The sequence below is a fragment of the Maribacter sp. ACAM166 genome (assembly GCF_005771495.1).
Classification (GTDB): domain Bacteria; phylum Bacteroidota; class Bacteroidia; order Flavobacteriales; family Flavobacteriaceae; genus Maribacter.
The window spans coordinates 65,243-78,540 of record NZ_VAUW01000004.1 but is presented as its reverse complement, the minus strand read 5'-3'; the positions used below and the strand labels follow the sequence as shown (position 1 = coordinate 78,540).

The 13,298-nt window shown below is 35.0% G+C and carries 14 protein-coding genes; 3 read left to right on the top strand and 11 right to left on the bottom strand.

The annotated features are described in order from the left end of the window. The first annotated feature begins 3 nt into the window (after positions 1-3). Genes ES765_RS04585 through ES765_RS04575 form a run of 3 tightly spaced genes read left to right on the top strand, consistent with a single transcriptional unit; the run spans position 4 to position 2,261 of the window. Complete coding sequence (locus ES765_RS04585; RefSeq protein WP_249356236.1) at positions 4-861, top strand: ion transporter; 858 nt, start codon at positions 4-6, stop codon at positions 859-861. Next, entirely contained in the window at positions 854-1,774 is a 921-nt protein-coding gene (gene miaA / locus ES765_RS04580; RefSeq protein ID WP_138111553.1) for a tRNA (adenosine(37)-N6)-dimethylallyltransferase MiaA, read from the top strand. The genes ES765_RS04585 and miaA overlap by 8 nt, the downstream gene beginning before the upstream one ends. Further along, entirely contained in the window at positions 1,767-2,261 is a 495-nt protein-coding gene (locus ES765_RS04575; RefSeq protein ID WP_138111551.1) for a gluconokinase, read from the top strand. The genes miaA and ES765_RS04575 overlap by 8 nt, the downstream gene beginning before the upstream one ends. 47 nt (positions 2,262-2,308) lie before the next feature. Here ES765_RS04575 and ES765_RS04570 read toward each other — a convergent pair whose 3' ends face one another. The 11 genes from ES765_RS04570 to ES765_RS04520 form a co-directional block, all read right to left on the bottom strand. Then, the gene (locus ES765_RS04570) at positions 2,309-3,022 is read right to left on the bottom strand and encodes a response regulator transcription factor (protein WP_138111549.1); all 714 of its coding nucleotides are present in this window, start codon (positions 3,020-3,022) and stop codon (positions 2,309-2,311) included. Positions 3,023-3,027: 5 nt separating this feature from the next. Next, the gene (locus ES765_RS04565) at positions 3,028-4,608 is read right to left on the bottom strand and encodes a sensor histidine kinase (protein ID WP_138111547.1); all 1,581 of its coding nucleotides are present in this window, start codon (positions 4,606-4,608) and stop codon (positions 3,028-3,030) included. An 83-nt stretch (positions 4,609-4,691) separates the two neighbouring features. Further along, entirely contained in the window at positions 4,692-5,276 is a 585-nt protein-coding gene (gene coaE / locus ES765_RS04560) for a dephospho-CoA kinase (protein ID WP_138111545.1), read from the bottom strand. After that, on the bottom strand, positions 5,273-6,238 hold the full coding sequence (locus ES765_RS04555; RefSeq protein WP_138111543.1) for a hypothetical protein: 966 nt from the start codon (positions 6,236-6,238) through the stop codon (positions 5,273-5,275). The genes coaE and ES765_RS04555 overlap by 4 nt, the downstream gene beginning before the upstream one ends. After that, positions 6,238-7,245: a glycosyltransferase gene (locus ES765_RS04550; protein WP_138111541.1), complete on the bottom strand. Its 1,008-nt coding sequence runs from the start codon at positions 7,243-7,245 to the stop codon at positions 6,238-6,240. Before ES765_RS04550 ends, ES765_RS04555 begins: the two co-directional genes overlap by 1 nt. Positions 7,246-7,300: 55 nt before the next feature. After that, complete coding sequence (locus tag ES765_RS04545) at positions 7,301-8,107, bottom strand: enoyl-ACP reductase (protein ID WP_138111539.1); 807 nt, start codon at positions 8,105-8,107, stop codon at positions 7,301-7,303. Positions 8,108-8,269: 162 nt separating this feature from the next. Next, positions 8,270-9,937, bottom strand: coding sequence for a DNA repair protein RecN (gene recN, locus ES765_RS04540; RefSeq protein ID WP_138111537.1), 1,668 nt, complete (start codon positions 9,935-9,937; stop codon positions 8,270-8,272). Between the two features lie 54 nt (positions 9,938-9,991). Continuing rightward, positions 9,992-10,834: a DUF4835 family protein gene (locus ES765_RS04535; RefSeq protein ID WP_410504336.1), complete on the bottom strand. Its 843-nt coding sequence runs from the start codon at positions 10,832-10,834 to the stop codon at positions 9,992-9,994. 43 nt (positions 10,835-10,877) lie between these two features. Next, positions 10,878-12,083, bottom strand: coding sequence for a bifunctional phosphopantothenoylcysteine decarboxylase/phosphopantothenate--cysteine ligase CoaBC (coaBC, locus tag ES765_RS04530; protein ID WP_138111535.1), 1,206 nt, complete (start codon positions 12,081-12,083; stop codon positions 10,878-10,880). 5 nt (positions 12,084-12,088) lie between these two features. Further along, on the bottom strand, positions 12,089-12,421 hold the full coding sequence (locus tag ES765_RS04525; RefSeq protein ID WP_171017225.1) for a DNA-directed RNA polymerase subunit omega: 333 nt from the start codon (positions 12,419-12,421) through the stop codon (positions 12,089-12,091). Positions 12,422-12,433: 12 nt separating this feature from the next. After that, positions 12,434-13,267 (bottom strand): outer membrane protein assembly factor BamD, encoded by an 834-nt coding sequence (locus tag ES765_RS04520; protein WP_138111533.1) that lies wholly within the window; start codon positions 13,265-13,267, stop codon positions 12,434-12,436. Between the last annotated feature and the right edge of the window lie 31 nt (positions 13,268-13,298).

Sequence of the window (13,298 nt, the reverse complement as noted above, 5' to 3'; positions counted from 1 at the left end):
AAGTTGAAAGAGGAAGACAAATTATCACCTTGGAAAAATAAACTTCATGAAATCATTTATGAAGCGGATACCCCAATGGGAAAATTGTTCGATATCATCCTTTTTGCCATAATTATTTTCAGCATAATCCTTATTATGCTAGAAAGTGTAAAGAGTATTGATATTGAATACCATAGATTATTACTGGCTCTCGAATGGGTCGTAACCATCTTCTTTACTGTTGAATATATTGCTCGGTTAATCTGCCTTAAAAAACCCACTAAATACATTTTTAGTTTTTATGGTATCATCGATTTCTTGTCGACCATACCGTTATATATTTCCTATATTTTTGCCGGTACTCAAATTTTACTGGCAGTACGTGCATTTAGGCTTCTAAGGATTTTTCGTATTTTAAAATTAGTTCGATTTTTAGGGGAAGCCTCTCAATTGAAAAGTGCACTGAAAGCGAGTAGAGCAAAAATAATTGTATTCCTTTTTGCAGTATTAATCGTTTCTGTTATGTTGGGCACCTTAATGTATTATGTAGAAGGTGATGAAGCTGGGTTTACCAGTATACCGACAAGTGTATACTGGACTATAGTAACTCTAACCACGGTAGGCTACGGAGATATTGCCCCTATTACACCACAGGGACAATTCATTGCGACATTAATTATGCTCTTAGGGTATGGGATTATTGCCGTACCAACGGGAATTGTAACGTCGGAATTTGGCAAACAAAACAAAGATAAATCAGGCAATGTGAGTACAGGTAAATACATTCATGTAAATACCCAATCTTGCCCTTCGTGCAGTAAGGAAGGGCATCGAGATGATGCTACACATTGTTATAATTGTGGATCAATATTAAATGAATAAAACTTTAATTTCCGTAACAGGTCCAACTGCCATTGGCAAGACCAAACTCGCTATTTTATTGGCTCAGCACTATAAGACAGAAATTATTTCTGCTGATTCTAGGCAATTTTTTAAGGAAATGAGTATTGGTACAGCGGTACCAAATACTGATGAATTAAACCAGGCAACCCATCACTTTATACAACACAAGAGCATCACAGAACAATATACCGTAGGGGATTTTGAACGTGAGGCCATTCAAAAACTATCATTACTATTTAAATCAAATGATATAGTCATTATGGTAGGTGGTAGCGGATTATATGTAAACGCCATTACAGACGGATTAAATACTTTTCCAACAATTGCTCCTAAAATTAGAGATGGATTGAATTTGGATTTAAAAGAACGTGGTTTACGGTCTCTCCAGTATAAATTAAAAGAATTAGACCCGGCTTACTATAGCAAAGTAGATATTCAAAACCCACAACGTGTAATTAGAGCACTAGAGGTATGTATGGGTAGCGGAAAACCTTATTCCTCATTTATTGACAAACCAAAAGCAATACGAGAATTCAAGGTAATCACCGTAGGGCTTAAGGCTGAAAGACCCTTAATTTATAATCGAATAAACGAAAGGGTAGATTTAATGATGGAAACAGGCCTGATAGAGGAAGCTAAAAACCTTTTAACTTTCAGAAGTTATAATGCTTTACAAACGGTGGGTTATAAAGAGCTTTTCACTTATTTTGATGGCGAATGGACTCTAGACTTCGCACTTTCAGAAATTAAGAAAAACACCAGAAGATTTGCTAAAAGACAACTTACTTGGTTTCTTAGAAATAAAAATACTATTTGGTTCGACTATGATTACGAAGAAGAAACGCTTTTGCTCGAAATTAATAAAGAACTACCAAAACTAACTCATGATTAAAACACAGCTTTTGTTTGTTATGGGTGTTTCTGGTTGCGGAAAATCTACTATTGGCAAACTCTTGTCTGAAAAGTTGAATGTTCCATTCTTTGATGGTGACAGTTTTCATCCTGAAGCCAACGTTATTAAAATGAGTGAGGGCAAACCCTTAAATGATGATGATCGACAAGGTTGGCTTGAGCGCCTTAACGAGCTTGCTATTGAAAACAAATCAACAGGTGCCATTATCGTTTGTTCTGCTTTAAAAGAAAGGTATAGAACTGTTCTAGGCAATCAATTAAATGGTCAACATAGAATTATTAATTTAAAAGGAAGTTTTGAACTAATCAGTGCTCGTTTGAATAAGCGTAAAAATCATTTCATGCCTAAAGGGCTATTACAATCTCAATTTAACTCCCTCGAGGTGCCTAAGAATGCACTTACTGTTTCAATAGACCAAACACCTTCAGAGATAATAGATGAGATTATAGAGCAACTCCAAAACTAAAAAAGCATCCTTTAAAGGATGCTTTTACTATAAAATTTATTAAAAACTTATTCGCCTTCAGTCTTAATAACCAAACGGAAACCTTCTCCGTGAATATTCAATATTTCAACTGTATCATCAACTTTAAGATACTTACGTAATTTAGCTATATACACATCCATACTACGTGAAGTAAAGTAATTATCATCTCTCCAAATTTTGGTCAATGCTAATTCACGTGGCATCAAATCATTTTCATGTAACGCCAATAGACGCAGTAATTCGTTCTCTTTAGGTGATAACTTGATAGATTCAGTATCCTTATATTTAAGAAACCTCAATTTAGAATTCAAATGGAACCCCCCAATGGTAAATTCAAATTTCTTGCTATCTGCTAATCCATTGGAAGCTTTTCGTTGTAGAATAGCTTTCAACTTCACTAATAATACTTCAGAATCGAAAGGCTTGTTTAGATAATCATCTGCACCAGCTTTATATCCTTTCAGCACATCTTCTTTCATTGTTTTCGCCGTTAGGAAAACAATAGGAACATTCTCGTTCTTTTCACGAATCTCCTTTGCTAAGGTAAAACCATCCTTATAAGGCATCATCACATCCAAAATACAGATATCGAAATTATCCTTTTTGAACTTCTCAAAACCTTCCATCCCATTCTTCGCCAATGTGACATCAAAATCATTCATTGACAAATAATCCTTCAATACAATCCCAAAATTTGGATCGTCTTCAACTAAAAGTATTTTCTTATTTATTGTTTCCATAATATTTATATTAACGGCAGTTTGATGTAAAATGTACTTCCTTTTCCTTTTTCACTATCGGCATAAACTTCGCCTTGATGATCTTCAACAATTTTTTTGACGTATGATAGACCTAAACCATGCCCTTTTACGTTATGAATATCACCTGTGTGCTCTCTATAAAACTTTTCAAAAACTTTCTTAACTACGGCTTTACTCATACCAGCTCCTTGATCCTGAACCTTTATAATAATGTAATTCTTTGCGCATTCCGTAAAGACATCTATTTTTGGCGCCTCTTCAGAATATTTAATAGCATTATCAAGCATGTTGACGATTACATTGGTAAAATGCATTTCATTCGCCAATATTTCTGAACGCTTCGCATCTAAATGCGTGTGGATATAACCACCTCTATCATCAACGATTAATTGTACATGGGTAATAGCATCTTCAATAATCTCATGAGTATCTACCCTATCTTTACTTATATCCAACTGATTTTTCTCTAACTTAGAAATGCGTAATACATTTTCTACTTGAGCATGCATTCTTTTATTCTCATCACGAATCATCTGTAAATACCGCAAAACTTTCTCTTGGTCTCCAATAATCTTCGGATTTCTAATTGCTTCTACTGCCAAGTTTATCGTTGCTATCGGTGTCTTAAACTCATGCGTCATATTATTAATGAAATCTGTTTTTATCTCAGATATCTGCTTTTGACGAATTAACTGATAAATTGCCCCTGCATATGCTACCACGATTATTATGGTAAAAAGCAATGAAAGCATTGCCAAACCTAATATTGATTGGACCAAAAATCGTTTCTTCTTAGGAAAAGAGATTAACAAATCAAAATTTGAAACTCCTTCAAAATCAACAAACATAGGAGTTTTGTAAATATTGGTCTCAGCATATTTGAATTTAGGTGATTTAACTTTTGTTGGTAAACCGTTGCTATAGACACCATATTCCAATGCAATATCTATACCCCTATTTTCCAGTTCACGTTGCAATAACAATTCAATTTCTTGCTTGGAAACCCTTTTGTGAATGGGCACACGTTTAGCATGAACCATAAACATTTCCTCCATAGCAGCCTTTTCCATTTTATTTAAGCCACCTATCTTTTCAATACGCTGAATAGGATTTAGTCGGAACCGATTACCTTCTAAATCAACATCCTCCTTAAAAATTGAGGTCTTACGTTGACTGGTATAATTTTTAATAATGGTGGTATCTGCACCATCACCGCTGTCAAAGAACGTAGACGAGATACCATAATCCTCTTCTAAAATACCGTGTTCATACAGTAAAATTTCATTAGAATTTACATCCCTATCAATAAAGAAAAAATTGGTTAGTTGTGTTCCCTTAAGTTCACCTATACTATCTACTGCATTTAAATACCTATCGAAATAGTTTTTGGTTTCTCTCTCTGAAATCTTATTGGTGATACTGTTCAATGCTTCAGAAACACTACTAGAAAATTGCTCTTCTGTGCTATCTATGGATTTTTTAATCCAGAAACTTTGAACGAAAATCAGACCAATAAGCGAAAGGCTCATTAAAACTACTAAGAGCACAAATAACTTTTTGTTCATTAGTTGTTAAAATTAAAGATTTAACAGGTACACAATAGTACGTTTAACCTAACCTTAACAGAAATGTTAAAATCGCCAAACTACTAACAATCAGTAAGGATGCGCCCATGTATGTTTAGAACTTTTAAGCTAGTTCTTTCTAGGTCAATATTTTCAATGATGTAATCTGCTAATTTTATTTTAGTAGCATCATCTAATTGATTGTTCATTCGGGCCACAATTTGTTCTCTAGTACTTTCACTACGCCTCAGAACCCGTTCTATTCGTAGTTCTTTGGAGGCTGTAACCAGAATTACTCTATCATATAATTCTTTTGCCTTATTCTCAAATAACAAAGCAGTTTCTTGAATTACATAAGGTGTCTTTTGTTTTTTTGCCCATTTCAAAAAGTCCTTTCTAACTTGAGGATGAACTATACGATTCAATTCTGCCAACAAATCTGCATCTTTAAATACCTTTTTAGCGATATAGGCTCTATTTAATTCCTCTTCCAAATAGGCCTTTTCACCAAACAGACTAATCAGCTCTTTTCTTATTTTTTTGGAGGTATTCATTAAGCACTTCGCACGTTCATCTGAATTATATACGGGTACGCCAAGGTTTTGAAACATGGTTCCAACAGTAGATTTTCCACTACCTATTCCTCCTGTCAAACCAACAACAATCATTCGCGCCTTAGTATAAATTCGATTTCATTTGTAGTAATTAACGCATTATTCAGCGTTCTTGGATAACGTTCTAAGGTTATAGATAACCTATTATCTGTTTCTTGAGAAACCTTTGAATAGTCGGCTACAACAGTAAAATCTCCAACTTTTAGCTCTTTTAAGTTACTTAAAGTGCCCTGACAGCGTACTTGTACGATTTCTGGAAACGTACGAACCTTCACATCTTTGGGTAAGTTAATAACGGTTATAGGCACTTCGATTACCTGTTCTGAAAACTTTACCACAGTGCCACTAATAGTTACAGAATAATCAGAGAATTTAGTTCCATTCAATTCTAGTGGTAACTTTAATGATACCTGGTTAGAAAACGAATCATTTAAATCACCTTGTTTAAATAGTTCAGTTTCAATTACATGAATCGTATCAATTTGACTTTTAGGTCCAGTTAATTGAATAGAATCTGGCTCTATGCCTATCTTTCCTTCCAAAATATGATTAGAAGCATAGGTAAAATCAACCACCGCCTTCACAGGTACTTTTTTTGATTTTAACGATGTAAAATCGAAATAAATAATGTCACTATCAAAATCTGTTAACGTACTGTAATTGTTTATTTGGGCTTCTAGTTGTATTCTTATCTGGTCTGAGGTTAAATAGTAATTTGAATCTTTGTGCATCATCTTACTGACGTCTAGCGTCATCTGTTTAGGCTTTAGATGATATCCTAAAAACTGAAACCCTGCGGCCGTTAACCTAACCTGTAATTCCTTCTTGGGGGTATTTGCCAATAAATATTTGGGTGGTATATTTATATAGGTAACATGAAATGTAGTGTTACTTGTATAGCTTTGAGATAATTTATTAATAAACCATGCAAGCGACGCGCACAACAAGAATATAAGGAAGACTTTTACCTTCCTTTTTTTTAATCCCGTTTGTATCCATTCTATGAGCGGCTTCATTAATTTGTTTTAAAAAATAATTTAGGAAATAGCGCTTCAGGTTTCTTTTTACTCAATTTAATACAAATCGTGGATTTTAAAAAACCATAACCGTAGCCTATGAATTGTACTCCTGTTGCGAATAAGGCCAAAATGGCGACTCTCAAATTCTTAGTTTTACCAAGGGCATCCAAAAATAAAATAAAAAAATAAAGTATATAACAAAGCAATGGTATCAAAACACCAATAACTCCCATTAACACTGACACCAACAATCCTAAACAAAAAAGTGTGGGGAACCAGTATGTTAGCTTGCTTGTTTCAGGATGCCATTGGTTTAAAATAGGCCTTACCATCCCAAACTTATTCACTTGAATATAAAATTTATTCCAATCTATGCGCCTTTTATGAAACACAAAGGCCTCAGAGATTAACTTGGTCTTATATCCTTTGTTCCAAATACGTATGGTTAAGTCTGGATCTTCCCCTGGATGGATATTTCCGTATCCTCTGACATTTTCAAAGGCTTGCTTAGAAATCCCCATATTAAAACTTCTGGGCTGAAATTTACCCACCGCTTTTTTTCCACCACGAATTCCGCCCGTGGTTAAAAAAGAGGTCATTGCATAATTAATCGCCTTTTGAACAACAGAAAAAGAATTGTGCGCTGCATCCGGACCTCCATAACAGTGCACAAAATCTTCTTTTAAACTTTTATATACAATTTTCAGATATTCTGGCGGAATAATACAGTCAGAATCCAGAACAATAAAATAATTACCCTTAGCCCTCTTCATACCGTAATTACGGGAATCTCCAGGCCCAGAATTAGGCTTCTTATAATATGAAATAGATAGCGTATCTACATAGTCCCTTATGATATCTTCCGACGAAATCGTCGAACCATCTTCAACGACAACAACCTCAAAAACCTGATTAAAGGTTTGTAAGGATAGACTGTCTAACAACTCCCTAATTTCGTTAGGTCTATTGTACACAGGAACTATAAAAGAAAACGATAATGTCATTATTACTTTCCTCTAATGAATAGGTTCCAAAAAAAATGAAAGATTAAAAACCGAATTAAAATTTCTCTATGACTTCTTGGCTGACACCTGTAGTGGAGAAACCACCATCATGAAACAAATTCTGCATGGTTACCTTTTTTGTATAGTCTGAGAACAATGTCACCGTATATTCAGCACAATCTTGAGCTGTAGCATTACCTAATGGAGACATTTTTTCTGCATAACTAATAAAACCATCAAAACCTTTTACACCTTGCCCGGCAGTAGTCGCTGTTGGAGATTGTGAAATGGTATTTACTCTAACTTTTTTCTCTTTTCCGAAGAAATATCCAAAGCTACGGGCAACAGATTCTAGGTATGCCTTGTTATCAGCCATGTCATTATAATCAGGGAAGGTACGTTGTGCAGCCATATAGGTTAAAGCAACAATACTACCCCACTCGTTCATGGCATCAGCCTTATATAATGATTGCATAACTTTATGAAATGAAAGTGCAGAAACATCCCATCCCTTTGCCGTGAAATCGTATTTTTCATCAGTGTAAGCACGTCCTTTACGAACATTAACTGACATCCCTATAGAATGCAATACAAAATCTATTTTACCTCCTAAAATTTCAACTGCTTTCTCAACTAAATTATCCAAATCTTCAACACTTGTTGCATCTGCAGGAATTATTTGAGAACCAGTTTTCTCAGCTAACTGATCAATTTGACCCATTCTCATGGCAATAGGGGCGTTCGACAAAACAAAAGTACCACCTTCATCATGTACAGTTTGTGCTGTTTTCCATGCAATAGAGTTTTCGTCTAGTGCTCCAAAAATAATTCCCCTTTTTCCTTTTAATAAGTTATATCCCATGATAGTTGATTCTATTGTTTAGTTATAATTCAAAGATATCTAAAATATGTTAAAACCGAATTGTAGCGCATAGTAAAAACCCTAATTCAAAAACCTCAGGGCAAGTTTACGAAGTATGCATTCAGAAAATAATTTTACAATTTCGAAATAAGCCTCCAACAATCAAACTTTTAATGAGGGATTCAAAAGTTGTTTTGCATGAGCCAATGCGGAATCGGACAAGTCCTTACCATCCAACATATGCGCCAGTTCAACTACACGCTCATCATTGGTTAGTTTTTTCATATTAGTCATCGTACGCTCAGCTCCTTCTGTTTTGAATACTTTAAAGTGATGGTTTCCTTTGGATGCGACCTGTGGTAAATGAGTTATTGAAAAGACTTGCAAGTCAGCGCTCATGTCTTTCATAATATCTGCCATTCTATTTGAAATTTCACCGGACACTCCAGTATCGATTTCATCGAACATAATGGTAGGTAATTTTTCATATTTGGCAAGAATCGCCTTTATAACCAGCATGATTCTAGATAATTCTCCACCGGAAGCCACCTTTTTTAATTCACCATAACTACCTCCTCTATTCGCAGTAAATAAAAATAAAAGTTCGTCCATTCCAGTTATGGTGAAGGTATCAGTTGGGCTTAAGCTGATTTCAAAAGAGGCATTAGGCATTCCCAATTGGGTCAAATCTGATTTTAGTTTCGATTGTAACTCTGGTATGACCGTATTTCGCTTTTCTCGTAACACTACAGATTGTTCCTCTAAAATAGATTCCATATCCTGCAGTTCTCTCGTTTTCAAAGCTATTTTCTCGTCTAAATGTGCTGTTTCAAATAATTTATTCGAAAGTTCATTCTTGATAGAAATCAATTCTGAGACTTCATTTACGTTATGCTTTTTCAACAAGTTGTATAACAACTGTAACTTTCCGTTTACCTCTTTTAAGGCATCAGGGTTTACTTCTACTCCTTCTTGTAAACGTTGTAATTCTGAATTGACATCGTCTAATTCTATTAGAACTGATTGAACCCGTTGGTATAACTCTTTATAATTAGATCCAAATTCGACTAATTTCGATAAGGATTGTCGCATTTCGGTTACCAAAGGCAAAACACCAATTTGCTCATCATTAAACAATTGGTCTCCTTTTGATAACTGTTCCATTATCAGTTCTACATTATTGAGCTGCTCATACTCTTCTTCCAACGCTTCAACAATCCCCTCTTTTAAAGGTGCTTTCTCAAGTTCTGTCAACAGAAAAGAATTATAATCTTGTTCCTTATTTGCGGTAGTTTGCACTTCAATTAGACCTTCCAATTCTTTTTGTGCCTTGCGATAGGTTTTTAATCCTTTCACATAAACCGCTAATCTCTTCTGATTTTCAGCTAATGCATCTACCAATTTTAATTGAAAATCATTTTCAGTAAGCTGTATCGTCTGATGCTGCGAATGAATATCGATAAGATTTTCTCCCAATCTAGACAGTACATCTAAGGTAACGGGGGTATCATTGATAAAGGCTCTAGATTTACCACTGGGCAATATCTCTCGTCTAATGACCGTGTTAATATCATAATCTAGGTCATTTTCTTCAAAAAACTGCTGAAGTCCGTAGGTGTCAATTTTAAATAGCCCCTCAATAATGCATTTTTCATTCTTTACTCTCAATGAGGATAAATCTGCCCGTTTACCCAACACTAATGATAGACCGCCAAGCAAAATAGATTTACCTGCACCAGTTTCACCTGTAATCACTGTAAAACCTTTATCGAAGCCTACTACTAGACTATCGATTAATGCATAATTTGTAATGGAGAGGGTTGAAAGCACGTTTCAGAATTTTAGATTAACAAAGGTAATCTATATTACGTGTTGAAAAAAGGTTCAATATTTAATATCGTTCCATGTACTAGCGTACAATGGTGCAATTTTATTAAGGGTTTCTTTCAATTTTACGATATCAACTTTTGGACCGTCTGAAAATATATTCAGAATTTCTTCTGACTTTGCATCAAAGAACGTAGAAATCAAAAAGGCATTCGGCCTCCTGTTAATCATGGTCTGAAAAAGATTCATGGTTCCTGCAATGACCTGTTTGCCAGTACTATTATTATCTGGCATAATATCTAAACCCTTTCTATGGTAATTGTACATGGCTATACGATACTCCCTGTATGTATTTGATAACAGGTTGTCTACTAATTCGAATCGACTACGGTTGGAATCTGCAGATTGGCTCCATCCAGAAGAATTACTACCCTGTGCTAAGGTTACGATATTTTGAGCCTTTCGGTAAAATTCAGTGCCGCCTTCTAAAGAGAACGTATCGGCATCAAGGCCTAAAATAATATAGGCATAGTATGAAAGTACACTTACTAAATTAGATTCGAATTGGTTATCATTAAAAATTAACGGCTGAAATTCGATGTACTGAAAATTGAGTTGATTGTCTTTATAATTAAATACTGGTGTAGAATACGAGGTATTATAAACAGGTCTTGAGGACTGTATCTGAATAGTACCCTTAAACCGATTAGATTCATATTCTGTTATGGTAATGAACATTTGTGCATTTATGCGTTCATTCTCCTTATAGACCCTGTTGGTCCATTTAGACTTATTTATAAAATCAGTTAACGAACGTTCTAACGTTTTAAATACCTGAAGGTCTCCTTGCGATAACTGGTCGGAATTTACAGTAACGGTACAGGTCAATTCCTGCGCCATGGACGTAAAACTTATGAAGCAGAAAAATAGTAAAAAAACAAACTTAGGCATACCGTCTTTTGATAATTTCATTAAAGATGTCCACGGCAACTTCTGCCTTGGTCTTAAGTTCAAACGCAGTTATGGTAGAATTGGTATCTATAAAAGAAATTTTATTGGTAGTACCACCAAATCCAGCACCTTTGTCTTGCATAGAATTTAGCACTATGGCATCTAAATTTTTACGCTTTAGCTTACCTATGGCATTTTGAACCTCATTTTCGGTCTCCAAGGCAAAACCAACTAGATATTGATTTTTCTTATGTTCCCCTAAAGTCATTAGAATATCTCTGTTCTTAACAAGTTCTAACGTGAGGTTCTCATCAGATTTTTTAATTTTCTGTTCGGCAACAGATTTTGGCCTATAATCGGCCACTGCTGCGGCACAAATAACAATATCAGCATTCTCAAAGTACATTTGGGTACTATGATACATATCATCAGCAGAAACAACATTGATTACATGTACATTATTATGTGCAATTATCAAATGTGTAGGACCAGTAACCAAATACACTTCTGCACCTAAATTGGCTGCTGTTCTAGCGAGCTCAAAACCCATTAATCCTGAAGAATGATTTCCTATAAACCGTACTGGATCTATAGCTTCATACGTAGGCCCTGCAGTAATTAACACCTTTTTGCCTGACAAGGACAAACCTGATACCAGTTGTTTTTTTATAAACTCAATTATATCCTCAGGTTCCGCCATTCTTCCTTCACCGTGAAGTCCGCTAGCAAGTTCCCCACTTGTTGCAGGTATAATATTATTTCCAAAAGAAGCTAATGCATCCAAAGAACTTTTAGTGCTCGGATGCTTATACATATCCAAATCCATTGCAGGTGCTACAAAAACAGGACATTTGGCAGATAAGTACGTTGCCAATAAAAGATTATCACATGTACCTGATGCCATTTTAGACATTGTATTTGCTGTTGCTGGGGCAATTAGTATAAGATCTGCCCACAGACCAAATTCCACATGATTATTCCACGCTATGGTATTCTCCTCAGATTTTACAAAATTGGATATTACAGGGTTCTTGGACAATGTCGCCAAGGTAAGTGGAGAAACAAAAGAACTGGCACTATCGGTAAGTATAACCTTAACGTTAGCGCCAGCTTTTATGAATAAACGAACTAAGAATGTTGTTTTATAAGCAGCAATGCCTCCGGTTACCCCTAAAAGGACGTTTTTGCCGTTCAACATATTCCTTATGCGTCTTTTTCGGTATTTCTGTGGTATATTTTGTCCATCAACCACTCCTCTACTGCCATAGCATGAGGCTTAGGTAATTTTTCATAGAACTTTGAAACTTCAATTTGCTCTTTGTTTTCGAAAACCTCTTCAAGGCTATCACTATAGGTAGCAAATTCTTCCAACTTCTCTAAGAGCTCTTTTTTTATTTCAGAATTAATCTGAACAGCACGTTTTGCAGTAATTGAAATAGCTTCATAAATATTCTCGGTAGGCTTGTCGAACTCGTTACGGTTAATAGTTACCGTAGATACTGCTGCCTTAGAGTTTTTTAAATCGTTCATATTCATAATATAAGTTAATTATTTTGATTCAACAGCTTGCAACCGTTGTAATTCCCTATCTATTTTTTCCAAAAGATTGGTAGCTTTTATATCAAATTTAGATTCCGGATATCTTTTCTTAAGAACGGTATACGCTGCTTTGGCATCTTTCAACCGCTCTTCTTTTAAACTCTCAAAACTATTCATAGCCATATGAGTCAATGCATCCATTTTTATAAACAATGCATCTTCCCTGTAGATAGAACCTGGATTATCCGAAACAAAATTATCACTTGCCGTAACCGCAGATTTCAGCATGTCATAATTAAATTCCCCTATTTTATTATACTGTTGGACTATTTCATAGGACTTACGTTCTTTTTTGGTGGTAAGCTCCTTTGCCATTTTATTAGCTTCTGCAAAATATTCAGATTCAGAATATGCATTAATAAAATTTTGAAGCTTCAACAATGCTTTATCAGTATCTGTCTGATCTAAAGAATATTCTGGAGATAATTTATAATAGCTTTTCGCACCTAAAAATGATGACTCAACGACCTTATCACTTTTAGGATAGGATTTGATAAAACGCTCAAACTGATAGCCCGCCATATTATAATCTCCGCGTTTAAAATAACTATTAGAAAGAAAGAACATCACCCGCTCACCTTGCGGTTTACCCACATATTTTGGTGCAATCTGCTCATACAATCGGTTGGCCCTTTTGTAATCACCTTCTTTATAAAATTTTTCTGCCAACTCATACTTCGCTTTTACATCATCGTTCTTGAGCACTTTTTGGTACTCGCTACACGATTGTAACGCAATGGCAATTAATAGTATTGGGAAAACTCTCCTCATTTTAAAAAACATTCTGCAAAATTAGTGATTATCAATGGATTTA